Annotated in this window: 18 protein-coding genes and 3 pseudogenes; 8 read left to right on the top strand and 13 right to left on the bottom strand. The window is 76.7% G+C overall.

All coding sequences use genetic code 11. The annotated features are described in order from the left end of the window. Positions 1-20 precede the first annotated feature (20 nt). Both JKP76_RS04130 and JKP76_RS20295 read right to left on the bottom strand, forming a co-directional pair. A complete protein-coding gene (locus JKP76_RS04130) occupies positions 21-827 on the bottom strand; it encodes a cytochrome P450 (protein ID WP_309232839.1) in 807 nt (268 codons plus the stop codon). Further along, on the bottom strand, positions 713-1,222 hold the full coding sequence (locus tag JKP76_RS20295; RefSeq protein ID WP_242471927.1) for a cytochrome P450: 510 nt from the start codon (positions 1,220-1,222) through the stop codon (positions 713-715). The genes JKP76_RS04130 and JKP76_RS20295 overlap by 115 nt, the downstream gene beginning before the upstream one ends. Between JKP76_RS20295 and JKP76_RS23230 the strand changes: the two are divergent. Both JKP76_RS23230 and JKP76_RS04125 read left to right on the top strand, forming a co-directional pair. Next, positions 1,124-1,405: pseudogene (locus JKP76_RS23230) on the top strand (hypothetical protein); the annotation flags it as partial. The gene JKP76_RS20295 and the pseudogene JKP76_RS23230 overlap by 99 nt on opposite strands. A 39-nt stretch (positions 1,406-1,444) precedes the next feature. Continuing rightward, on the top strand, positions 1,445-2,251 hold the full coding sequence (locus JKP76_RS04125; RefSeq protein ID WP_309232951.1) for a DUF5926 family protein: 807 nt from the start codon (positions 1,445-1,447) through the stop codon (positions 2,249-2,251). A gap of 67 nt (positions 2,252-2,318) precedes the next feature. On the opposite strand, the gene JKP76_RS04120 is transcribed toward JKP76_RS04125, so the two are convergent. Together JKP76_RS04120 and JKP76_RS04115 are read right to left on the bottom strand one after the other, a co-directional pair. Continuing rightward, positions 2,319-3,764 (bottom strand): M20/M25/M40 family metallo-hydrolase, encoded by a 1,446-nt coding sequence (locus JKP76_RS04120; RefSeq protein WP_200489670.1) that lies wholly within the window; start codon positions 3,762-3,764, stop codon positions 2,319-2,321. Positions 3,765-3,775: 11 nt separating this feature from the next. Further along, positions 3,776-4,993, bottom strand: coding sequence for an arginine deiminase (locus tag JKP76_RS04115; RefSeq protein ID WP_200489669.1), 1,218 nt, complete (start codon positions 4,991-4,993; stop codon positions 3,776-3,778). Between the two features lie 117 nt (positions 4,994-5,110). Here JKP76_RS04115 and JKP76_RS04110 point away from each other — a divergent pair, with 117 nt between their 5' ends. Continuing rightward, on the top strand, positions 5,111-5,875 hold the full coding sequence (locus JKP76_RS04110; RefSeq protein ID WP_200489668.1) for an SDR family oxidoreductase: 765 nt from the start codon (positions 5,111-5,113) through the stop codon (positions 5,873-5,875). A 114-nt stretch (positions 5,876-5,989) separates the two neighbouring features. Here the strand turns inward: JKP76_RS04110 and JKP76_RS04105 are convergent, their stop codons facing one another. The 3 genes and pseudogenes from JKP76_RS04105 to JKP76_RS23870 form a co-directional block, all read right to left on the bottom strand. Further along, positions 5,990-6,727 carry a hypothetical protein gene (locus tag JKP76_RS04105; protein WP_200491434.1) on the bottom strand — a complete coding sequence of 246 codons (738 nt, stop codon included), beginning with the start codon at positions 6,725-6,727 and terminating at the stop codon, positions 5,990-5,992. Further along, on the bottom strand, positions 6,628-8,868 hold the full coding sequence (locus JKP76_RS04100) for a BTAD domain-containing putative transcriptional regulator (protein ID WP_255522570.1): 2,241 nt from the start codon (positions 8,866-8,868) through the stop codon (positions 6,628-6,630). Before JKP76_RS04100 ends, JKP76_RS04105 begins: the two co-directional genes overlap by 100 nt. Before the next feature lie 31 nt (positions 8,869-8,899). Beyond that, positions 8,900-9,244: pseudogene (locus JKP76_RS23870) on the bottom strand (winged helix-turn-helix domain-containing protein); the annotation flags it as partial. A gap of 263 nt (positions 9,245-9,507) precedes the next feature. Here JKP76_RS23870 and JKP76_RS04090 point away from each other — a divergent pair. Further along, positions 9,508-10,953, top strand: coding sequence for an FAD-binding oxidoreductase (locus JKP76_RS04090; RefSeq protein ID WP_200489666.1), 1,446 nt, complete (start codon positions 9,508-9,510; stop codon positions 10,951-10,953). A 169-nt stretch (positions 10,954-11,122) separates the two neighbouring features. Here the strand turns inward: JKP76_RS04090 and JKP76_RS04085 are convergent, their stop codons facing one another. Then, positions 11,123-12,790 (bottom strand): FAD-binding oxidoreductase, encoded by a 1,668-nt coding sequence (locus tag JKP76_RS04085; RefSeq protein ID WP_200489665.1) that lies wholly within the window; start codon positions 12,788-12,790, stop codon positions 11,123-11,125. A gap of 38 nt (positions 12,791-12,828) precedes the next feature. On the opposite strand from JKP76_RS04085, the pseudogene JKP76_RS23865 reads away from it, so the two are divergent. The 3 genes and pseudogenes from JKP76_RS23865 to JKP76_RS04075 form a co-directional block, all read left to right on the top strand. Beyond that, a pseudogene (locus tag JKP76_RS23865) lies at positions 12,829-13,825 on the top strand (FAD-dependent oxidoreductase); the annotation flags it as partial. A 177-nt stretch (positions 13,826-14,002) separates the two neighbouring features. Continuing rightward, positions 14,003-14,359 (top strand): glycerol-3-phosphate dehydrogenase C-terminal domain-containing protein, encoded by a 357-nt coding sequence (locus JKP76_RS23860; RefSeq protein WP_375335641.1) that lies wholly within the window; start codon positions 14,003-14,005, stop codon positions 14,357-14,359. A gap of 58 nt (positions 14,360-14,417) precedes the next feature. Beyond that, on the top strand, positions 14,418-15,212 hold the full coding sequence (locus tag JKP76_RS04075) for a methyltransferase domain-containing protein (RefSeq protein WP_200489664.1): 795 nt from the start codon (positions 14,418-14,420) through the stop codon (positions 15,210-15,212). Between the two features lie 6 nt (positions 15,213-15,218). On the opposite strand, the gene JKP76_RS04070 is transcribed toward JKP76_RS04075, so the two are convergent. The 3 genes from JKP76_RS04070 to JKP76_RS04060 all read right to left on the bottom strand — a co-directional run bounded on the left by JKP76_RS04070 (position 15,219) and on the right by JKP76_RS04060 (position 17,999). Next, a complete protein-coding gene (locus tag JKP76_RS04070) occupies positions 15,219-16,301 on the bottom strand; it encodes an aromatic acid exporter family protein (RefSeq protein ID WP_200489663.1) in 1,083 nt (360 codons plus the stop codon). 142 nt (positions 16,302-16,443) lie between these two features. Further along, a complete protein-coding gene (locus JKP76_RS04065; protein ID WP_200489662.1) occupies positions 16,444-17,196 on the bottom strand; it encodes a MerR family transcriptional regulator in 753 nt (250 codons plus the stop codon). Between the two features lie 206 nt (positions 17,197-17,402). Next, the gene (locus tag JKP76_RS04060) at positions 17,403-17,999 is read right to left on the bottom strand and encodes a TMEM165/GDT1 family protein (protein ID WP_200489661.1); all 597 of its coding nucleotides are present in this window, start codon (positions 17,997-17,999) and stop codon (positions 17,403-17,405) included. Between the two features lie 311 nt (positions 18,000-18,310). On the opposite strand from JKP76_RS04060, the gene JKP76_RS04055 reads away from it, so the two are divergent. Then, complete coding sequence (locus tag JKP76_RS04055) at positions 18,311-19,417, top strand: MFS transporter (RefSeq protein ID WP_309229374.1); 1,107 nt, start codon at positions 18,311-18,313, stop codon at positions 19,415-19,417. On the opposite strand, the gene JKP76_RS04050 is transcribed toward JKP76_RS04055, so the two are convergent. Then, positions 19,414-20,058, bottom strand: a complete 645-nt coding sequence (locus JKP76_RS04050) for a YitT family protein (protein WP_200489660.1) — start codon at positions 20,056-20,058, stop codon at positions 19,414-19,416. The two genes, JKP76_RS04055 and JKP76_RS04050, sit on opposite strands and share 4 nt — an antisense overlap. A 45-nt stretch (positions 20,059-20,103) precedes the next feature. After that, a complete protein-coding gene (locus JKP76_RS04045; protein ID WP_309229375.1) occupies positions 20,104-22,800 on the bottom strand; it encodes a diguanylate cyclase domain-containing protein in 2,697 nt (898 codons plus the stop codon). Positions 22,801-22,839 lie beyond the last annotated feature (39 nt).

Genomic DNA, 22,839 nt, shown 5'->3' with positions numbered 1-22,839 from the left:
CATTTCTGCCCTGATGGGGCTCAGCCGAGGACGACGGGGAGGGTCTCCAGGCCGCGGATCACGAACTCGGGACGGCGGACCGGCTCGCCGCCCAGCTCGAACGTCGTCGTCCGGTCCAGCAGCGCGCCGAAGGACGCCTGCAGCTCGACCCGGGCCAGCGGCGCCCCGATGCAGAAGTGGATGCCGGCGCCGAAGGTGATGTGCCCGTTGTCGGTGCGGCCCACGTCGAAGGTGTCGGGGGCGTCGAAGACGGCGGGGTCGCGGTTGGCCGCGCCCAGCAGGGCGGCGATCTTCTGGCCGCGCTCGACGGTGACGCCGCCGATCTCGACGTCCTCGGTGGCGGTGCGCTCGAACAGCTGCAGCGGGGAGTCGTAGCGCATGAACTCCTCGATCGCCGTCGGCAGCAGCGCGCGGTCCTCCCGCAGCCGCTGCAGCTGGTCGGGGTGCCGCAGCAGGGCCAGGGTGCCGTTGCCGCTCACGTTCACCGTCGCCTCGTGGCCGGCGTTGAGCAGCAGGATGCAGGTGGTGACCAGCTCGTCCTCGGTGAGCTTGTCGCCGTCGGCGTCGCGCATGGAGACCAGGTGGCTGACCAGGTCCTCGCCCAGGTCCTTCCGGCGCTCGGCAGCGAGGTCGCGCAGGTAGGCGACGAACTCGTCGGCGGCGCGCTCGGCGGAGTCCTCGGTCTCCGTCGTCCGCCCGTACTCGTACATCTTCACGATGGCGTTCGACCACGGGCGCAGCAGCGGGCGGTCGGCCTCGGGCACGCCCAGCAGCTCGGCGATGACGGCGACCGGCAGCTGCTCGGCCATGCCGGCCAGCAGGTCCACCGGCTCGCTCCCGCCGGAGCGCTCGACCAGCTCGTCGACCGTAGCGTGCGGGCGAGCTCCTCGACCCAGGGGCGCAGCCGCTCGACGTGCCCGCGGGCGAACGCCGAGCTGATCAGCCGCCGCAGCCGGGTGTGCGCCGGCGGCTCCATCTCCAGGATCGCGTTGCGGTGGATCAGGTTGAAGCTCTCGAACCGCTCGGCCGGCGCCTTGTCCTGCCAGATCCGGCCCAGCCGCCGGTCGCGCAGCACCGCGTTGGACTCCGCGTGCGTGAAGGCCAGCCAGAGCCCCAGGCCCTCGTGCCACTGCACGGGCGCCTGCGCCCGGGCCCGCGCGAAGGCCGGGTAGGGGTCTGCGACGACAGCGGGATCGGTGAGGTCGAGTGGTGCGGCGGTCACGCCCGCGAGCCTAGGAAGCCTGGGCAACGACGCCCGTCACACCCGTCCACGGGCGGGGCGGGCGGGCGCTCGAGGGGCCCACCTACGCTGGCCGCATGGCTTCCCGCAAGCGCACTCCCGCCCCCGCCGCCGCGCAGGAGGGCGTCACACCCGAAGGCGCCGTGCCCGTGCGGCTCCGGCCGCCGCTACAAGCACTGTCACGGCTCGGGCTACGCGCCCCCGGTGATCCGCTCCTTCGAGGGGCTGCCCGGCGAGGCCGACTGGGTCGCGCTGCGCGAGCTGGTGCCGGCGGCGACCGCGGCGCTGAGGACGACGGACGGCCGCGACGTCACCCTGGCCAGCGTCCTCCCCGGCGGCGCGCCCGCCCTGGTGCGGGCCAGCGGCGAGATCATGCTCGGCGTCCAGCTGCAGACCTCCTCGGACGACGTGAGCCGCGACCTCGGCACCGCTCTGGCCGCCGCGCTCGAGGCCCCGGCAGGCGCGCCGGTGGACCCGGGCCCGATCGGCGGCGCGGGCTCGGCCGGCCCCCGGCTGCAGGAGCTGCTGGACGCCTCGGCGCCCTTCGAGGTGACCGTGCACGACGACTTCGGCTTCTGGCTGGAGGGCACCGACCCCAACCCGGCGGTGCAGGCCGGGCTGGAGCACGCCAACGAGGCGATCCTGCCGACCGTGCGGCTGGCCGGCCTGGACGCCGCCTACTGGGTGCGGCCGACCGACGAGCGCGCCCACCTGCGCTGGGTCCGCCCCGAGCCCGAGGAGAAGCTGCTCGACGCGCTGGCCCGGCTGCGGGCGGCCGGCGAGCCGATGCTGCTCGGCGAGGGCACCCGCTACGCCGGCGCCTTCCGGGCGCACGGGCTGGTCGTGCCGGTGTGGGACCTGCCCGCCGACACCCCCGCGGAGGAGTGGATCGAGCCGGCCACCCAGTGGCAGGCCCGCCTCGAGGAGGCGCTCGCGGTCACCGAGCCGCTGAACGCCGACGAGCGCCGCGCCCGCGCCGGGCTGCTCTCCCGCCAGATCACCATCCGCTGACGCCCCCGGGGGACGTCCGGTACCGGACGTCCCCCGGCGGCCCGGCCCTCCGGTACCGGAGGGCCGTTCAGATGCTGCGGAGCAGGTGCCGGACGAAGCCGGCGCCGCGGTGCAGCGCCGCGATCGAGATCCGCTCGTCGGCGGCGTGCAGCGCCGCCAGCTCCTCGCGGGTGACGGCGAACGGCATGAACCGGTAGACGCTGTCGCAGATCTCGGCGAAGTGCCGCGAGTCGCTGGCCTGCACCATCAGGTACGGGGCGACGACGGCGTCGGGGTAGGCCGCCCGCGCGGCGGCGGCGACCGCCTCGTAGGCGTCGTTGCCGACGACGGACACCGGTGAGGGGTCCGCGCCGCCGGGCAGCACCCGCAGCTCGACCGTCGGGTCGCCGATCACCCGCCGCAGCCGCTCCACCGTCGTCCCGACCGTCTCGCCGAGCGCGATCCGGATGTTGAGGTGCGCCTTCGCGGTCGTGGCCAGCACGTTGCCGGCCTTGCTGCCCTCGAGCCGGGTCACCGCCACCGTCGTCCGGACCAGCGCGTTCGCCTCCCGGCCCGCCCCGGCGAGGACCCGCGCCAGCACCGGGCCCAGCGACCCGGCGTGCGCGAACACCGCGCGCAGCGGCCCGGAGGCGTACCGGCCGGCGGCGTCGACCATGCCGAGGACGACGTCGTTCATCCGCGCCGGGAAGGGGTGCTCGTCGAGCGCCGTGATCGCCTTGGCCAGCCGGGCCGGCGCCCCGCCCGGCGTCGGGGACGACGCGTGCCCGCCGGGATCGGTGGTCACCAGCTCGACGTCCAGCCGGCCCTTCTCCGCCAGCCCGACGACGGCGACCTGCCCGGGCACGCCCGGGAACATGCCGGTCACCACCGCGCCGCCCTCGTCGAGCACCGCCCACGGGCGGATGCCCCGCTCGGTGAACGCCGCGACGGCGAGCTGCGCGCCGACCCCGGTGACCTCCTCGTCGTTGCCGAAGGACAGCCAGACGTCGCGGCGGGGCGTGAAGCCCTCGGTGACCAGCGCCTCCACGGCCTCGAGGATCGCGACCAGGTAGCCCTTGTCGTCGATCGCGCCGCGGCCGTGCACGACGCCGTCCTCGATCAGCCCGGCGAACGGGTCGCGGGTCCAGTCCTGGCCCTCGACCGGGACGACGTCGTAGTGCGCCATGAGCACCAGCGGCGGCTCGTCGGTGGTCCCGCGCCAACGGTAGAGCAGCGCGCCGTCGCCCAGCTGCTCGCGCTCCAGCGCGGCGTGCGTGCGCGGGTAGAGCTCGGCGAGCCGGGCGCGGAAGCGGGCGAACGCCTCCTCGTCGACCTCCGCGCGGTCGCGGTAGGAGACGGTGGGGATGCGGATCAGCTCGGCGAGCCGGCCGGCCGCGGCGTCGGCGTCCAGACCGGCGAGGTCCACCGGCTCGGCGGCGCCGGCGGTCGGGCGGAAGCGGGACACCCGCCGCGCGGCGGTGGTGACGGCCGCGGCGAGGGCCGTCGTCCCGGTGAGGGCGAGGGATGCGCGCATGCCCGAGTGGATCACAGCGGCGCCCGGGCGACGGGGCAGGACATGCACCGCGGGCCGCCGCGGCCGCTGCCGAGCTCGGAGCCCGCGATCCGGACCACCTCGATGCCCGCGGCCTCCAGTGCGGCGTTGGTGACGGTGTTCCGCTCGTAGGCGACGGCCAGCCGCGGCGCCAGGGCGAGGGTGTTGTTGCCGTCGTCCCACTGCTCGCGCTCGGCGGTGACCGGGTCCAGCCCGGTGTCGATCACCCGCAGCTTGTCGATGCCCATCGCCTCGGCGGCCGCCTCGACGAACGGCCGCGGGCCGCGCACCGCCAGCTCCACCGGGTCGGCGTCGTCGGCCACGCCGTCCGGGGCGGTGACGGTCCAGGCCCGCAGCGAGTCGGCGACCGCCGGGTACATGACCATCGCGTCGACGTCGACCATCGTCGCGATGGTGTCCAGGTGCATCGTGGCGCGCTGCTGGGCGATGGGGACGACGAGCACCGTGTGCGCCAGGCCGCGGGCGAACAGCCGCCGCGCCAGCCGCTCGGCCCCGCCGGGCGTCGTCCGCTCGCCGACCCCGACGGCCACCACGCCCGGGGCCAGCAGCAGGACGTCGCCGCCCTCCAGGTGCTCCAGGTCCGCGCCGTAGAGCTGCTCGCTGCCGGCGAACCGCGGGTGGTGGGTGTAGATGGCCGCGGTGATCGTGCTCTCGCGGTGCCGGGCCGGCATGGCCAGCGAGGTGACCGCGACCTCGTCGCCGATCCACACCGAGGAGTCGCGGGTGAACAGCAGGTTGGGCAGCGGGGGGACGACGAAGTCCGAGCGGTCCATGACCTCGTAGGCCAGCCCGCGGCCGCCGTGCAGCTCGTCGTGCGCCAGGCCCGCGATCAGCGTCGCGGCCAGTGCGTCGGGGTCCAGCCAGGCCAGGTGGCGGGTGGCGGCGCGCTGGAGGCTGGCGCCCAGCCGCGGGTCGTCGACCGCCGCGCCGATCAGCTCCGCCCGGGCCGAGGGGAAGGAGAGGATCTCGGCGAGCAGCCGGTCGAGGTGCAGCACCTCCACGCCGCGGTCGGTGAGCGCGGCGGCGAAGGCGTCGTGCTCCTCCTGCGCCCGGTCCACCCACGGGACGCCGTCGAAGAGCAGCTCGTCGTTGTTGCGCGGGGTGAGCCGCCGCAGCTCGTCGCCGGGCCGGTGCAGCAGCACCGTCTGCAGGGTGCCGACCTCGCTGGTCGCGCCCGTAGCGGGGGTCATGCAGGCAGGCTGGCACAGCGCCTCCGCGCGGGCGCTCGCGGGAGGCCGCCGGAGCGCCTCGCTAGGGTGCGGAACGGGCCGGCAGCGCAGCCGGGGACCCGACGACGGAGGTGCGGCGTGGACCTGTTCGACCTGACCGGCAAGGTGGCGGTGGTGACCGGGGGCACCCGCGGCATCGGCCTGATGATCGCCCGGGGCTTCCTGCAGGCCGGCGCGGCCCGCGTCTACATCAGCTCCCGCAAGGCCGACGCCGGCGACGCCGCCGTCGCCGAGCTGGCGGAGTTCGGCACCGCGATCTCCATCCCGGCCGACGTGTCGAAGGAGTCGGAGTGCCTCCGCCTGGCCGAGGAGGTCGGCAAGCGCGAGGAGCAGGTCGACATCCTGGTCAACAACGCCGGCGCCACGTGGGGTGAGGACCTGGAGAAGTTCCCCGAGTCCGCCTGGGACAAGGTGCTCGACCTGAACCTGAAGGCGCCGTTCTTCGTGACCCGCGCGTTCCTGCCGCTGCTGGAGAAGGCCGCCTCGCACGAGGACCCGGCCCGCGTGATCAACATCGGCAGCATCGCCGGCCTGCAGCCCTCGGCGGCGCGCACCTACTCGTACTCGACCTCCAAGGCCGCGGTGCACCAGCTGACCCGCAACCTGTCCAAGGAGCTCGCGCCGCGGCGAATCACCGTCAACGCCGTCGCCCCCGGGCCGTTCGAGTCGAAGATGATGGCCGCCACGCTGGCCGCCGCCGGCGACGAGATGAACAAGCGCGTCCCGCTCGGCCGCATCGGCCGGCCCGACGACATGGCCGGCATCGCGGTCTTCCTGAGCTCGCGCGCCGGCTCCTACCTCACCGGCACGATCATCCCGGTGGACGGCGGCATCGCGACCTGAGCGCCCCCCGCGATGATCAGGTGACCTGATCATCGAGCGTCCTCCCTCAGCTCCCACGGTGAGGGAGGACGCGCCACGATCAGGTTCCCTGATCGTGGCGCGGACCGGGGGGGGTCAGGCGGGGGCGGGCACGCGGGACAGGTGCGACGCGGCCAGGGCGACCTGGTGGGGGCAGCCGACCAGCTCGCCCTGCTCCCGCGCAGCGGCCCACCAGCGCCGGGCGCCGTCGACGTCCCCGCGCCGCTCGGCGATCCGGCCGAGCAGCTCGTCGTAGGCGCCCAGGGTGAGCGACGGCGTCCCGAGCACGGCCTGGCGGCCGCGGTAGGGCAGCAGGGACTCCGCGGCGGCCGCCCAGTCCGGCTCGTCGCCGAGCCACAGCGAGCTCTCCGCCTGCAGGTAGAGGGCGACGTCGCTGGCCCAGTCGCGCACCAGCGTCCGCCCCCAGCGGGCGCGCAGCCGCCGGGCCTCGGCGACGTCGCCGGACTCGGCGGCCGACAGGACCGCCATCTCCTGCAGCAGCGGGTTGCCCTCGTCGCCGGTCTCGACCAGCAGCGGCAGCGCGTCGGCCTCGCGGTGGTCCGCCCGCCGCAGGGTGAACTGGTGCGCTGCGTAGGCGTGCCGCGCGTGCGGGGTCACGCGGCGGAACAGCTCGTAGGCCTCGGTGGTCAGCTCCTCGGCGCGCGCCGCGTTGCCGCGCAGCCAGGCCAGCCCGCCGGCCTGCCACAGCACGTGCGGGCGCACCTCCGGGCCGCTCAGCGAGACCGCCATCCGCCGGGCGGAGTCGTGGTCGGCCTCGAACCCGGCCGAGTCGCCCAGGTGCAGCCGGATCGCGGCCCGGTGCAGGTAGGCCATGAACTCGGTCCGCCGCGGCAGCCCCCGGCCGGTGAGCGCCAGCGCCTCGTCGGTGGCGGCCAGCCGCAGCTCGGCGGCACCCGGGCGCCCCCACACGGCGAGGCAGAAGTTGTTGAGCGTGCGGCCGAGCAGCTCCGGGTCGCGCCGATCCGGCGGGCCATCTCCACGGCCCGCTCCGCCGCCCGCACCCCGCGGTCGTCCGGGCCGAACGCCAGCTCCACGCCCAGGGTCCCCAGCAGCCGCGCGGTGGTGGGGTCGTCGTACCCGTCGCGCTCGGCGAGCAGGTCCTCCAGCACGCCCACCATGTCGGCGTCGACCACGCCGTGCGGCCGCCAGTTCCACAGCGTCACGCTGCCCCAGACCGCCGCGGACTCGGCCAGGCACTCCCGGTCGCCCAGCTGCCGGGCCAGCCCGATCGCTTCGGCCACGACTCCGCGCGCCTCGGTGAGCTGGCCGCTGCGCAGCAGGTCGTTGCCCAGGGCGGTGAGCAGGTCGTGCCGGGTGCGCGCGGCGTCGGGGGCCTCCGGGTCGAGCAGCGCCAGGGCCTGCCGGCCGTGCGCCGCCGCCTCGCCGTGGGCCAGCCGGGCGCGGGCGGCGCGGGCCGCCGCCGACAGGTAGAGCAGCGCGGGCCCGGGCCCGACCACCGGCAGCGCCGCGACGAAGTGGTGGGTGAGCCGCTCCACGAGGCCGTCGTCGGTCGTGCCGGCGAGCCGCCGCTCCAGCGCCTCCCCGATCCGCGCGTGCAACCGGGCCCGCCGCATCGCGGGCAGGTCGCCGGCGAGCACCTCCTGCACCAGCGCGTGGGTGAACCGCCAGCGCCACGGCCGGCCGCCCTCCACGACCAGGCCGACGGCCAGGGCGGAGTCCATCGCGGCCAGCGCGTCCTCGGCCGGGGTGCCCGCCGCCTCGAGCAGGTCCAGCGACACCTCCCGGCCGGCGACGGCGGCCAGCTCCAGCACCTCCCGGGTGCCCTCGGGCAGCCGGGCCAGGCGGGTGCGCAGCACCTCCCCGACCGACGGCGGCACCGGGACGTCGTCCAGGTGCAGGTCGTGGGCGCCGACCATCCAGCGGGACAGCTCGACGACGAAGAACGGGTTGCCTGCGGTGCGGTCGTGCACCGCGACGGCCAGCGCCCGGTCGCCGGGGGAGCCCAGCTGCGCGGCCAGCAGCGCGCCGACGGCCTCGGCGTCCAGCCCGCGCAGCCGCAGGAACGCCGCGGTGGGCTCGCGGGCCAGCCGGCCCAGGCAGTCGGCGACCGCCTCGGGCAGCTGCTCCCCGACGGTCCGGGCGGTGACGACGAGCAGCACCGGCGCGCGGGGCAGGTGGCGGGCGAGCAGGCCGAGCAGCGCGACCGACGTCGTGTCCGCGCCCTGCAGGTCGTCGAGGACGACGAGCACCGGGCGGGAGGCGGCCGCGGTGAGCCGGGCGCGCAGGTCCTGGAAGAGCCGGAACCGGGCGGCGTCGGCGTCGTCCCCGGGGGTGGCGGGGGCCGGGTCGAGCTCGGGCTGGCCCAGCTGCTCGAGCACCTGGGTCCACGGCCACAGCGCGGGTGCGCCGGCGTCGTCGGCGCAGCGGCTCCAGGCGACCGGCCAGCCCAGCAGCCGGGCGCCGTCGGCGACCGCCTCGGCCAGCCGGGTCTTGCCGATGCCCGCCTCGCCCTCCACGACGACCACCGCCGAACGCCCGCCGGTGACCTGCTCGGCGATCGCGCGGACCTGGTCCATCTCCGCCCGGCGGCCCACGAGCGCGTCGACCGACGAGCTCGGCGCGGGAGCGGGCGCGGCCGGCAGCACCGGGCGGGGCAGCCGCTCGAGCAGCCGCGGGTCCTGGCGGAGCACCGCCTGCTCGAGGTCGCGCAGCTCGGGGCCCGGGTCGATGCCCAGCTCGTCGCGGAGCAGCGCGGCGCAGCGCCGGCAGGCGTCCAGCGCCTCGGCCTGCCGGTCCGCGGCGTACAGCGCCGTCACCAGCCGGGCCCAGAGCCGCTCGCGCAGCGGGTGCTCGGCGACGAGGTGCTGGAGATCGGGGACGGCGGCCTCGGGTCGGCGCAGCGCCAGCAGCGCGTCGCACCGCCGCTCCCGGGCGCGGACCTGCAGCTCGGCCAGCCGCAGCCGGTCGCTCGCGGCGGCGGGCAGGTCGCCCAGCTCGGGCGAGCGGCTCCCCGCGCCACAGGCCCAGCGCCTCGTCCAGCAGGGCCACGCCCCGCTCCGGGTCGCCGTCGGCCACCGCGGCGTCCCCGGCCTCGACCAGCTCGCCGAACCGGAGGAGGTCCAGCTCGGCGGCGTCGGCCCGCAGCAGGTAGCCGGGTGGGCGGGTGACCAGCACCGTCGGCGCCTCGCGCGGCCCCCGGTCGGGCTCGAGCACGCGCCGCAGGTGCGAGACGTAGGCCTGCAGCGTGCCGGTCACCGTGGGCGGCGGCTCCTCGCCCCACAGCGTGCTGACGATCCGGTCGACGCCGACGACGCGGCCGGCGTCGGCCAGCAGAAGCGCCAGCAGGGCCCGGGGCTTGGCCCCACCCACGTCGAGCGGCCGGCCGTCGGGGCCGGTGACCTCGAGCGGGCCGAGGACGCGGAAACGCACGTCGCGCGATGTTCCTCGTTCCGGGCCCGTGGCGGCACCCCTTTGCGCCCGCGACGTGCGGCGGGCGGGCTTGCAGCGGCGGTCCTAGTGCGCTCCAAGCGGCGGACAAGCGGGGCGGCCGACGCTTCCGCCGTCCCTCCCCGCCGCGGCCGACGCGGCGTCCCCGATCCGCGGCCCGACCGCGGCCGCGAGAAGGAAACCCGATGTCCCTCCCCACCCCCCGCGAGTCCGACCGACCCGTCGTCCTGCGGGACCTCTCCGCCGTCGACACCCTCGTGCCGCCGTTCTCAGCCCTCGCCGTCGAGGCCCTGCGCAGCCAGGTCCACGGCCCGGTCTACGCCGCCGGCGACGACGGCATGGCCGCCGAGGTCGCCACGTGGAACGTCGCGGTGCAGCACACCCCGGCGATCGCGGTGGGCGCCACCTGCGCCGCCGACGTCGCCGCCGCCGTCTCCTGGGCGGTCGCGCACGGGCTCGGCGTCGCCGTCCAGGCCACCGGCCACGGCCCGGTGCGCAACGCCGACGGCGCGATGATGATCACCACCCGCCGGATGCAGGGCGTCTCCATCGATCCGGAGCGCCGCGTCGCCCGCGTCCAGGCCGGCGTGAAGTGGCAGCGGGTCATGGACGCCGCCGCCGAGTTCGGCCTGGCCGGGCTGTGCGGCTCGTCCTCCGACGTCGGCGTCGTCGGCTACACCCTCGGTGGCGGGCTCGGCTCGCTCGGCCGGCACTACGGCTTCGCCGCGGACCACGTCCGCTCGATCGAGCTGGTCACCGCGGACGGGCGGCAGCGCACGCTGTCGGCGGACTCCGAGCCGGAGCTTTTCTGGGCGGTCCGCGGCGGCGAGGGCAACTTCGGCGTCGTCACCGCGATCGAGATCGAGCTGGTGCCGGTCGGCGGGCTGTACGCCGGCGGCATCTTCTTCGCCGGCGAGGACATGGCCGCCGTCCTGCACGCGTTCCGCCGCTGGGCGCCGACGCTGCCGGAGGAGGTCGGCACCTCGGTGGCCGTCCTGCGGATGCCCGACGAGGAGTTCGTGCCGCCGCCGCTGCGCGGGCAGACCGCCGTCCACCTGCGGTACTCCTACTCCGGCACCTACGTGTCCGAGGGCGAGCGGCTGCTGGCCCCGATGCGGGACGCCGGGCGCGTGCTGCTGGGCTTCGTCGGGCCGATCCGGAGCGACGAGACCGACTCGATCCACATGGACCCGGTCGACCCGCTGCCCGCCTACGAGAAGGGCCAGCTGCTCACCGACCTCACCGAGGAGGGCGTCGACGCGCTGCTCGCCGCCGTCGGCCCGGAGCAGGACATCCCGCTGATGATGGTCGAGATCCGGCTGCTCGGCGGGGCGCTCGGGCGGCCGGCGAAGGTGCCCAACGCGGTGCCGGGCCGGTCGGCCCGCTACGCCGTCAACGCGATCGCGCCCGGCGTCCCCGAGCTGGCGCACGTGGTCCCGGTGGTGGTGCGCGGCGTGCTGGGCACGCTGGCCCCGTGGCGGTCGCCGGAGACGCTGATCAACTTCCTCGGCGACGTGTCCGGCCCCGACGAGGTGGCCGCGGCCTACCCGCCCGGCGTCTTCGAGCGGCTGGCCGAGGTGAAGGCGGCGGTCGACCCGCGCCGCGTCTTCTCCTTCGGTCACGCCTTCTGACGCCTGCCCGGACGACGCCGCGGACCCGTGCCCCCGGTCCGCGGCGTCGTCGCGCGGGGGCCCGCCACGATCAGGGAACCTGATCGTGCTGCGTCCTCCCTCACGTCCTGCGCTGAGGGAGGACGCTCGACGATCAGGGTCCCTGATCCCAGCGCGGGGCCGGTCGCGCTCAGTCGGGGAGCAGGACGCCGGGGTTGCAGATGCCCTTCGGGTCCAGCCGCGCCTTGACCGCGCGCAGCACCTCGACACCGAGCGCGCCGATCTCGCGGTCCAGCCAGGGCCGGTGGTCGGCGCCGACGGCGTGGTGGTGGGTGAGCGTGCCGCCGGCGGCCAGCAGCGCGTCGGTCGCGGCCCGCTTGGCGCCCAGCCACTGCTGGATGGGCAGCTCGTCGTCGCGGTCGGCCAGCACGGTGAAGTACAGCGAGGCGCCGGTCGGGTAGCCGTGCGAGAGGTGCGTCATCACCAGCGGACGGCGGCCGCCGGCGGTCAGCGACGCGCGCAGCGCCCGGCCGACGGCGTCGTACACGGTGGGCAGCGCCGACCAGCTCGCCGCGGTCTCCAGCGTCTCGACCATGAGGCCGGAGTCGAGCAGCGTGTCGCGGGTGTAGGGCGCCCCGAACCGGTGCTTGCGCCACGACTCGCCGACCTGGTGGCCCAGCCGGATCCCGCCACCGGCGCGCAGCAGGGACGACGCCGCCCGCGTCCGCGCCCGCACGATGTCGGGCAGGCCCTCCCAGCCGACCACCAGCAGGCAGCCCTCGCCGTGCCCGCGCCCGCGCAGCATGCCGCGCAGCAACCGCGCGCCGGTGCCGGCGGACATGAGCAGGTTGGCGCGCGTCTCGTCGACGTCGGAGAGGCGGACGACGTCGGGCAGCAGGTCGTGCCGAGCGAGCCGCTGCAGGGCGGCCAGCCCCGCGGCCCAGGTGCGGAACGACCAGCCCTCGTAGGACGTCGTGGCCGGCTTCGGGCGGACCCGGAGCGTCAGCTCGGTGATGACGCCGAGCGTGCCCTCGGAGCCCAGCGCCAGCCCGAGCAGGTCGGGGCCGGCGGCCGACGCCGGCGGGTGGCCCACCTCGAGGACGCCGGACGGCGTGGCCAGCGTGAGCCCGGCGACCAGGTCGTCGAACCGGCCCACGCCGGTGGACGCCTGCCCCGAGCTGCGGGTCGCCGCGTAGCCGCCGAGGGTGGCGAACTCCCAGCTCTGCGGCAGGTGGCCGAAGGTGAGACCCTCCGCGGCCAGCGCCGCCTCCAGCTGCGGGCCGCGCATGCCGGGGCCCACGGTCACCATCGACGACGGCACGTCGATGGCCTGCACCGACGCCATGCGCCGCAGGTCGAGCGCGACGGCCGGCCGGTCGTCGGGGTCCACGCCGGCCAGCCCGCCGACGACGCTGGTGCCGCCGCCGAACGGGACGACGACGACGTCGTGCTCGCTGCACAGCGCGAGCAGCGCCGCCGTCTCCTCGGTCGTGCCCGGGAGGACGACGGCGTCCGGGGCGTCGCTGGCGTCGCCCGCGCGCCGGCGCAGCAGGTCCAGGTAGCTCTTGCCGCCGGCGCGCAGCAGCCGCGCCTCGCGGTCGGTGCGCACGTTGTCCTCGCCCAGCAGCGCCGTGAGCGCGGCGAGCGTCGCCTCGGGCAGGCGGGGAGGCGTCAGCCGGATGTCGGCGACGGGCACCGGCGGGGTGTGCCGCGGCGTCCAGCCGAGCTCCTTGGCGAGGTGGCGGCGGGCCGCCTTGGGCAGCGCCTCCTCCAGGGCGGGCGGGCCCGCGGCGTCGGTGGAGCCCCCGGACGGCGGGGGACCCCAACCCTGGATCGTCAGTTCCGGCTGGTCGGCCACGGCTACAGTCTGCCGGTGCCCGTCGGTGGGAGACCGCAGTGACCGCCGCGCTGTCGCCTGCGCGGCGGGCGCGGGACCTCGAGGCGACCGCCGGCGCGCTGGTCGACGTCGTCGTGGTGGGCGGCGGGGTGACCGGCGCGGGCGTGGCCCTGGACGCCGCGGCCCGCGGCCTGTCGGTGGTGCTGCTCGAGCGGACCGACCTGGCCGCCGGCACGAGCAGGTGGTCGTCGAAGCTGGTGCACGGCGGGCTGCGGTACCTGGCGCACGGCGAGATCGGCCTGGCGCGGGAGAGCGCCCGCGAGCGCGCCGTCCTCATGGGGACGACGGCGCCGCACCTGGTGCGGCAGCTCCCGTTCCTCATCCCCGACGCCGCGGGGCGCGACGTCAGCGCGCTGGGCGCCGTCGGCGGGCGGCTGGGCGACCTGGTGCGGCTCTCGGTGGCGGGCGGGCGCGGCTCGCTGCCCTCGACGCGGCGGGTGGACGCCGACGCCGTCGGCCGGCTGGTGCCCGCGGTCCGGCCGGGGCGCGGCGGCGTCGTCTTCTGGGACGGGCAGCTGAGCGACGACGTGCGGCTGGTCGTCTGCGCTGGCCCGCACCGCCGCCGCGCACGGCGCCCGGGTGCTGACCGGTGCCACGGTCACGGCGGTCGACGGCGCGGTCGACGGCGCGGCCTCGGGGTCGGTCGAGGTGCACGCCGACGTCGACGGCGAGGCGCTGACCCTGCGGGCCCGGACGGTGGTCAACGCGGCCGGGGTGTGGGCGCAGCGGCTGGCGCCGGGCATCCGGCTGGTGCCCTCGCGCGGCTCGCACCTGGTGCTGCGCGCCGACCGGCTGGGCTCGCCGTCCGCGGCGCTGACCGTGCCGCTGCCGGGCTCGCGCTCGCGGTACGTCTTCGCTCTGCCGCAGGCCGACGGCCTGGTCTACCTCGGCATCACCGACGAGCCGGTCGACGGCCCGGTCCCGGACGACGACGCGCAGCCCTCCGACGCCGAGGTGCAGCAGCTGCTGGCGACGGTGAACCAGGTGCTGGCCGAGCCGCTGACCAGCGCCGACCTCGTGGGCGCCTATGCCGGCTACCGCCCGCTGGTGCTGCCGGCGTCGGCCGGCGCCGGCCCCGGAGACGCCACCGCCGACCTCTCCCGCAAGCACCTGCTGGCGTGGGACGGACCGGTCCTCTCGGTCGTGGGCGGCAAGCTGACCACCTACCGGGCGATGGCGGAGGAGGCGGTCGACGCCGTCGTAGAACGGCTCGGCGGCACGGCGCGCTCGACGACCGCCCGGCTCCCCCTCGTGGGGGCGGCGCCGCGGATCGCGCTGGACGCGCTCCCCGCGCCGGCGCGGCTGGTGGCCCGCTACGGCACCGAGGCGGCCGACGTCGAGGCGCTCGGCCCGGACCTCGTCGTCGCCGGGCGCCCGGAGACGGTGGGGGAGCTGCGCTTCGCGGTCCGCGCCGAGGGGGCCCGCACGGTGGCCGACCTGCTCGACCGCCGCACCCGCTTCGGCCTGGTGCCAGAGGACCGGGCGCGCGCAGTGCCGGTGGCGGAGCAGGTGCTGGCCGACGAGCTCTGATCCCACCTAGCGGGAATGCTGTTTCGCTGAGTGGGACGCGCGGAGTAGGACTACCCGCGTGGACACGTACACGCACGGGCACGCCGACTCCGTCCTGCAGTCGCACCGCTGGCGCACCGCGGAGAACTCCGCGCCGCACCTGATCCCGCTGCTGCGCCCCGGTCTCGACCTGCTCGACGTCGGCTGCGGGCCCGGCACGATCACCGTCGACCTCGCCGCGCGGGTCGCCCCCGGCCGGGTGCTGGGGCTGGACGTCTCGCCCGATCCGCTCGACGAGGCCCGCGCCGCGGCCGGGCGCGCCGGCGTGGAGGTGACCTTCGAGGTCGGCGACGTCTACGCCCTCGACCTGCCCGACGACTCCTTCGACGTCGTGCACGCCCACCAGGTGCTCCAGCACCTCACCGACCCGGTCGCCGCGCTGCGCGAGCTGGCCCGGGTCTGCCGGCCCGGCGGGGTGCTCGCCGTCCGGGACGTCGACTACGCGACGTTCACCTGGTTCCCCGCGAACCCGGGGCTGGAGCGCTGGCTGCAGCTCTACTACGGCGTCGCGCGGGCCAACCGCGCCGAGCCCGACGCCGGCCGGCGGCTGCTGTCCTGGGCGCACGCGGCCGGGCTGCGCGACGTGACCGCGACGACGTCGTCCTGGTGCTACGCCTCACCCGCCGAGCGGGAGTGGTGGGGCGGCTCGTGGGCCGGCCGGGCGACCGCGTCGTCCTTCGCCGAGCAGGCGGTGGCCTACGGGCTCGCCGACCGGGCCGAGCTGGACCGGCTCGCCGACGCCTGGCGCACCTGGCGGGACGCCGACGACGGCTGGCTCGGGATGATGCACGGCGAGCTGCTCATCCGGGTCTGACGGGCCTCAGACCGACGCCGGCAGCCGCTCCTCGGCCTGCAGCGCGGCCAGGCTGCGCCGGACACCGACGGCGACCGCACCGAGGGCGAAGAAGCCCTCGTCGTCCTCGGCGGTCGACTGGCGCAGCAGGGTCACCAGCCGGTGCAGCGCGGCGCCCGCCCGGGCGATCTCGGCGTCCCGCTGGTCCGGCGTCGAGCCGTCGGTGGTGTGGTACGGCGTGCAGACCACGCTCGCCAGGCTGTCCAGTGCGTCGGCCAGCACCCAGCCGGTGCCGGCGTCGAACTGGTCGATCCCGCGCCGGTGCGGGTGGAACTCGACCAGCAGGTCGGTGAGGTCGTCGACGAGGACGGCGACGCGGTCCACCGCGCGGGACTCCTCGCGGATCTCCACGGCCCGCCCCTGCCAGCGGCGGGCCCGCGGGTTGGCCCGCCGCGCCCGCTCGACCCGGGTGGCGGCGAACCGCATCCGGTCCAGCGCGCGGTCGAGCTGGCCGTTGCGGTCGTCCCATTCCGGGACGTCGGGCACCCGGCCGTCGCGCAGCGTCGCGCCGATGTCGCGCAGGTGCCGGGAGAGCAGGCCGCGGGTGAGCGCGATCTGCTCCACCGCCCGGGTCAGCTGCAGCGGCGGGAACAGCAGCGTCGTCACCAGCACGCCGATCGCCGCACCCAGGAAGGTCAGGCCGGCGTAGCGCAGCGCGTAGTCGCCGGGGTCCGCCGTCCCCACGGTGATCATGAGGACGGCGGCGAAGCTGACCCAGCTGGCCTGCTCGCGCCACAGCTTCAGCTGCTCGACGACCACGGCCAGCGCCACGATCAGCGCGATCGTCAGCGCGTTCGGGACGGCGTGGGTGAGCTCGTAGACCGCGACCGCCAGGCCGAAGCCGGTGAGGATCGCCGCGACGCTGCGCCAGGCCGCGGACGCGGAGTCGGCGATCGTCGGGCTGACCGCGATGATCGCGCCCAGCGGGGCGTAGTAGGCGTAGTCGGACAGCGCCGGCGGCAGCAGCAGGGCCACCTGCCAGGCGAGCCCCGCCGCCAGCGCCGCCCGGATCGTCCGCTGCACCCACGGCTGCTGCAGCCGTGCGATCACCCACCCCACCCCGCCAGGATGCGGGCTGACCCCGGCCGCGGTGCGTCCCGGACGCGGTGACATCGGTCTCCCGGCCCGAGATCTGCACAGTCGGGGCTTTCCGGCGCGGGAAGGCAGCGAGTGTGCAGATCTCGTGGAGGGCCTACGCGTGCCGGGCGGCGTTGGCGACGACGGCGGTGCTCACGTACCGCGCCAGCCCCGGGGCGCGACCGTCGTAGTGCGCCGCGAAGCGCTCGTCCTCGACGTACATCCGGCCCAGCGCGGCGTGCATCTCCGGCGGGCAGTCGTAGTAGGTGGCGGTGATCTGCTGCCGGTGCTCCTCGGCGAGGTCCATGGCCTGCTCCGAGTCGGGCGCCACGCCCGCGGTCAGCGCGGCGGCGAACCGCGCCTCCAGGTCCTCGGCCCGGGCCTTGATCCGCAGCCAGTCCTGCTTCGAGTAGGCCGCGGTCCGCCGCTTCGACTGCGCGTAGGCGTCGGTGTCGCCCCAGCGCTCCTCGACCTCGGCGTCGTGCTGCGCGGGGTCGTGCTCGCCGAACACCTCGAACCGCTCCTCCGGGCTCAGGGAGATCCCCATCGTGCGTGCCTCCAGCTCCTTCTCCACGGCCGCGACCATCGCCGCCGTCCGGTCCTGCCGGTCGAGCAGCAGCCGGTGCTGGCGGCGCAGGTGCTCGACCGGATCGGCGGACGGGTCGTCGAGCAGGGTCGCGACCTCCTCCAGGGAGAACCCGAGCGCGCGGTACAGCAGCACCGCGTGCAACCGGTCCAGGTCGGCCGGCGCGTACCGCCGGTACCCGGCCGCGCTCCGTCCGGACGGCGACAGCAGACCGATCCGGTCGTAGTGGTGCAGCGTGCGCACCGTGACGCCGGCCAGCGCCGCGACCTCGCCCACGTTCACCGGGCCCTCCCTTCCTCCGACAGGGGAGAGCCAACCCCCTGACGTCGCGTCAGGGTCAAGCGCGTGTCGCCCGGACGGGAGACCGCGCCGGTCCGCATCCGGGTGGTCATCGGCGGGGAGGAGGCCACGCCGGTCCGCATCCGGGTGGTGATCGGGCAGCGGTCGCCCGGCAGCGGTCGCCCGGCGGGGGCCTTCCGGCCCGGGGCTCAGGTGAGCGTGCGGACCGTCTCCACGACCGCGACCAGCGCGAACACGAGGAACAGGCCGGCCGCGACCCGGCGGATGAGCGCGATCGGCAGCCGGTCGGCGAGGTTCTTGCCGAGGAAGACGGCGAGCCCGGAGACGACGAGCAGCGCCGCCCAGGCCCCGACGAACACCGACAGGGGGTCGTCGAAGCGGGCGGCGAGCCCGGCCGTCGCGAGCTGGGAGAGGTCGCCCCACTCGGCGGCGAACAGCACCCCGAAGGAGATGGCGGCGACGCGGAGGAACGACGTCCCCCGCTTGCCCTCGCCGGCGTCGTCGGCGTCCTCGGGTCCGCTGGTGGCGCTGCGCCACAGGATGACCGCGCCGACCAGGAACAGCAGCGCGACGACGCCGCTGACCAGTGCCTCGGGGAGCAGCGAGAGCAGCGAGCCGGCGGTCACCGCGATGGCGACCTGCAGGCCGAACGCGGCCCCCACGCCGAGGAACACCGGCAGCGGGGGGAAGCGGGTGGCGAGCACCAGGCTGGCGAACAGCGTCTTGTCCGGCAGCTCCACGGGGAGCACCAGCACGAACGCGGCCAGGACGACCGAGAGGACCACGAGATTCCTGCTTCCGCTGGGCACCGCCGCACGGAGCTGGGCAGCCTCCGACCGGCAGCGCGGATGGCTGCGATCGAAGGTCTCGCCCATCCGCGCCGGGGCGCGGACCCGCTGACCGGGCGACCCGCGAGCGGGCGCGCCAGCATGTCGACCAGCGGACGGGGGGCTACTCCCCTTCGCCGGGAAGGATAGCCGGTGCCGTCCCGAAATCGGCTGCGGCGGTCGGCGCGCGGCGCTAGCGTGCCGCCATGCCGTTCCGTTGACGCACCGCCTCGAGCGATCTCCCCCCGTCCGCCCGCTCCCTGGCCCGGGTGGCGGTGGGCTGGGCCGCGCTCTCGGAGTTCGTGCCCCTCTACCCGCTGTACGCGCTGCTCTTCCTGGGCGGCGGCCTGTCGACGGCCGAGGTTTCCGGGCTGTTCGCGGTCTGGTCGGTCACCGGGCTCGTGGCGGAGGTGCCGGCCGGCGCGCTGGCCGACCGGTGGTCCCGCCGCGGCGTCCTGGTCTGCAGCGCCGTGCTGCAGGCGGCCGCCTTCGCGCTCTGGACGGCGGCTCCGGCGACGGCATCCTTCGCCGTCGGCTTCGCGCTGTGGGGCGTCTCGAGCGCGCTGTGCTCCGGCACGGCCGAGGCGCTGGTGTTCGACGGGCTGCGCGCGGCCGGCGCTGAGGCGGCGTTCGCCCGCGTCAACGGCCGGATGACCGCCGCCGAGCTGCTCGCCCAGGTGCCGACCGCGCTGGCGGCCACCGCGCTGCACGCCGCCGGTGGGTTCGCCCTCGTCGGGTGGGCGAGCGCGGCGGTCTGCCTGCTCGCCGGCGTGCTGGCGCTGCGCTTCCCCGAACCGCCGCGGGAGCGCGCCGACGCCTTCCTGGCCACGCTCCGGGCGGGTGCGGAGCAGGTGGTCCGGTTGCCGCCGCTGCGGCTGGCGGTGGTCGCCGTCGCGCTGGTCGGTGGGCTGGACGCCGTCGAGGAGTATTTCCCGGTGCTCGCCGCCGACCGGGGGCTGCCGACCGGCGCCGTCCCCCTCGCCGTCCTGGTCATCGCGCTGGCCGGCGCCGCCGGAGCCGAGCTGGGCGGGCGCGCCGACGGCCTCCCCGACGGCGCGCTGCCGGCGCTGCTGGCCGCGGCCGGCGTGCTGCTCGCGATGGCCGCGGTGCTGCCCGGTGCGGCCGCCCTGGCCGCGCTCGCCGTCATGTACGGGCTGTACCTCGCGGTCGTCGTCGCGGCGGAGGCCCGGCTGCAGGAGCGCATCGAGGGCCCCTACCGCGCCACGGTCACCTCGGTCGCGGGCTTCGGCGTGGAGCTGGCCGGCCTCCTGGTGTTCGCGGCCTGGGCGCTGGGCGGCCCGGCGGCGACCGCGCTGCTGGTGCTGGCCGTCGTCCCGGTGGTGGTGCGCGGGCTGCGCGCCCCCGTCGCCGGCTAGCGGTCCGCGACCGTCAGCCGGGGCAGCAGTGGCTGGACCAGGGGGCCGATGACCAGCGCGTAGACGACGGTGACGACGCCGACCGAGCCGCCGAGCAGCCACCCGGAGACGACGACGGCGACCTCGATCGCGGTGCGCACCGGCCCGACCTTCCGGCCGGTGCGCCGCACCAGCCCGGTCATCAGGCCGTCCCGCGGGCCCGGGCCCAGCCGCACACCGACGTAGGCAGCGGTCGCGACGGCGTTGCAGACGATGCCGCCCGCGGCCAGCGCGATCCGGGCGGCCATCGCGTCCGGGGGGTCGACGACGGCGAGCACGGCGTCCGCCGCCAGCCCGACCACGACGACGTTGCTCACCGTGCCGAGGCCCGGCCGCTCGCGCAGCGGGATCCAGGCGAGCAGCACCAGCACGCCGACGGCGATGATCACCGTGCCCAGCGACCAGCCGAGCTGGCGGGCCAGGCCCTGGTGCAGCACGTCCCAGGGCATGACGCCGAGGTCGGCCAGCACGAGCGCGGCGATCGAGACGCCGTAGAGCCCGAGCCCGACGTACAGCTGGACGAGCCTGCGGGGGAGCCGCCGCCCGGTCATCGAGTTGATCATCGGAATCCGGTCGGTCGCCACGCCGACGGCGGCAGCCACCTGACGATGATCAACGGGGAGTGCGGGGTCAACGGGGGCGCGGGGTCAGCGGGGAGCGCGGCGGGCGACGCGGGCGGCGAAGACCCCCGCCGACCAGCCGTTGTCGACCTCGACCACCGCGACGCCGGGGGCGGTGGTCAGCACGGTCATGAGCGCGCCCAGGCCCCCGAGCCCGCTCGGCCGGCCCGCCGAGGTCGGCACCGCGACGACGGGGACGTCGGTGCGGGCGGCCAGCTCGGCCACCAGCCCGGCGTCCGCGCCGGCCACGACGACCAGGCAGTCGGCGTCGGGCAGCAGCTCGGGCGCGGTCAGCAAGGCACGGACCCGGCTGCCGGCGACGTCGTCGTGCCGCACCGCGGCGCTGCCGGAGACGCGGGCCACGAAGGCCACCTCGGCGGCGACCGGGGCGCCGGCGCCGTCGGCGCAGACGACGGCGACCCGGCCGGCGAGCTCGGGCAGCGGGCCGACGGCGGCGGCCATCGCGACGGCGTCCATGGTCGTGTACGCGTCGTGCTCGGCCGCCACGGCGACCAGCGTCTCCGCGCTCGCGCGCAGCACCAGGACCGGGCGGTCGGGGTGCTCGCGGCGGGCCTCGCGGACCAGCGCCAGCACCTGCTCCGTCGTCCGTCCGGTGGCCCAGACGACCTCCGGGTCGGGGAGGCGGGGCGCGGGCGCGGCGACGGCGGGCTCGGGGGCGGGCGCGGACGTCGGGGTGGGGACCGGGCCGAGCAGCGGCTCGCCGGGGCGGTCCACGCCCAGCGGCGGGTCGGCGACCAGCAGCGGCGCGAAGCCGTCGTCGTCGGCCGGGGTCTCCACGACCGTGACCACCTCGGCGACCTCGGGCACCGGGGTGACCTCCTCGACCGGCGCCGGCTCCGGGGCGTCGTCCCGGACCGCGGCCGGGGGCCCGCCGAACAGCACGTCCAGCGGGCTGCCGCCGGCGCGCTTCTGGGTCACCCCGGAGAGCCGGACGACGCGGTCGCGGCCGCTGCGCTTGGCGTCGTAGAGGACGCCGTCGGCGGCGGCGAACAGCGTGCGCCGGTCGTCGCCGCGGGCGGCCGAGGCGATGCCGACGCTGATCGTCACCGGCGTGCTCAGGCCGAGGGACGCCCAGTCGTACTCCGCGACCTTGCGGCGGGTGCGCTCCAGCGCGCGCTCGGCCTGCTCGGCGGTGGTGTCGGGCAGCAGGACGACGAATTCGTCACCGGCCCAGCGGCACACCTCGTCGGTGTCGCGGACGCCGGCGATGAGCAGCTCGGAGACCGCGCGCAGCACCGCGTCGCCGCCGGGGTGGCCGATCGCGTCGTTGATCGACTTGAACCGGTCGACGTCGACGACGGCCAGCGCGGGCACGCCGCCGCCGGCGAGCAGCCCGTCCAGCCGCGCCTCGGCGTAGCGCCGGTTGGGCAGGTGGGTGAGCGGGTCCTCGTAGGCCTGGCGGCGCAGCTGACCGGCGGCGCGCTCGGTCTCGAGCAGGCTCTTGCGCCGGCCGAACAGCTCCACCCAGCGGGTGCGCCGCTCGTCGACCCGGTCCAGCTCGTCGGCGAGGTAGGCCTGCAGGTAGGGCAGCGCGCGGCCGGCGTCGTCGAGCTCGGCGTGCAGGGTGCAGAGCTCGCGCAGCGCGGCCCGGCGCAGGCGCGGCAGGCCGTGGTCGGTGGCCAGCTGCAGGGCCGAGGCCAGGTGCTCGTCGGCACCCGTGGGGTCGCCCTGCCGGCGCAGCGCCCGGCCCAGCGCGAGCTGCGCGGTGGCGCGCTGCGCGCGGTCGTCGGTGGCGGAGGTGATGCGCACGGCGGCGCGCAGCTGCCCGGTGGCCGCGGCGTGCTCGCCGAGGCCCACGAGCGCCCAGCCGTGCACGGTCTGCGCGGCCACCACCAGCGGCGACTCGGGCGGGAGCAGCCGCAGCGCCTCCTCGGCCAGCTCGCGGGCCTCGGTGAAGTACGGCTCGGCCGCCTCCGGGAGACCGTCGTCCAGCAGGCCCTCGCCGAGCTCGGCGCACAGCTCGCCCAGCCGGGTGGCGGCGCCGGCGACCAGCACGTCGGTGTCACCGGAACCGGGCTCGAGGACGGCGGGGTCGGCCGCGGCCCAGCCCGCCGCCTCGTGCGCGCGGCGCTGGAAGTCCAGGGCCAGCGGCATCAGCTCGAGGTCGGCGAGCACGCCGGCGAGCGTGCCGAGGGTGTCGACCAGCAGCCGGCTCGGCGGCAGGCCGGGGTCGAGCAGGCTGGCGGCCTCGACCGCCTCGTCCATCGCGGCGTCGATCCGCCGGGAGAGCAGCTCGATGCGCGCGTGCCGGGCCAGGCCGGCGGCGCGCTGCAGGGCGTCGTCGGTCGCGTCGAAGGCGGCCTTCGCCGAGCGGACCAGGGCGATGGCCAGCGCCGCGCGCGAGGCGGACTCCGAGCGCGGGTCGGCGCCCTCGGGGGCCGGTCGGCCGTTGCCGTCGATCAGCTCCGCGACGCCGGCGTGCAGGTCCAGCGCGGGCTCGCGGGCGCCGTCCGGGCCGCCGGGGGTCACCGGCTCGCCGACGAGGGTGAACCCGGCGACGCGCAGCCGGCGGACCAGCAGCTCGGCGCGCAGCGTGTCGGCCCAGGCGCGGCCCAGGGCGGAGCCGCCGGTGGGGACCTCGGGCTCGGCGGCCTGGTACGGGGAGGGCTCGGTGTCGACGTCGGAGAGCAGCTGCTCGGCGTCGTCCAGCTGCCAGTTCGTCAGCGCGGCCGTCACCCGCTGGTGCAGGGTCCCGGGTGGCACGAGCGCACTGTGCACCGGAGTTCCGTCACTGTCGAGCAC

Source organism: Blastococcus sp. TML/C7B, assembly GCF_016612845.1.
GTDB lineage: Bacteria > Actinomycetota > Actinomycetes > Mycobacteriales > Geodermatophilaceae > Blastococcus.
This window is presented reverse-complemented; position numbering and strand designations above follow the sequence as displayed.

Excerpts from the sequence above, each read along its gene's own strand:
- JKP76_RS23860 (WP_375335641.1), top strand. The coding sequence starts at position 14,003 with ATGGCGGAGGAGGCGGTCGACGCCGTCGTAGAACGGCTCGGCGGCACG.
- JKP76_RS04105 (WP_200491434.1), bottom strand. The coding sequence starts at position 6,727 with ATGGCCTACCTGCACCGGGCCGCGATCCGGCTGCACCTGGGCGACTCG.
- JKP76_RS04120 (WP_200489670.1), bottom strand. The coding sequence starts at position 3,764 with ATGCGCGCATCCCTCGCCCTCACCGGGACGACGGCCCTCGCCGCGGCC.
- JKP76_RS04090 (WP_200489666.1), top strand. The coding sequence starts at position 9,508 with ATGTCCCTCCCCACCCCCCGCGAGTCCGACCGACCCGTCGTCCTGCGG.
- JKP76_RS04115 (WP_200489669.1), bottom strand. The coding sequence starts at position 4,993 with ATGACCCCCGCTACGGGCGCGACCAGCGAGGTCGGCACCCTGCAGACG.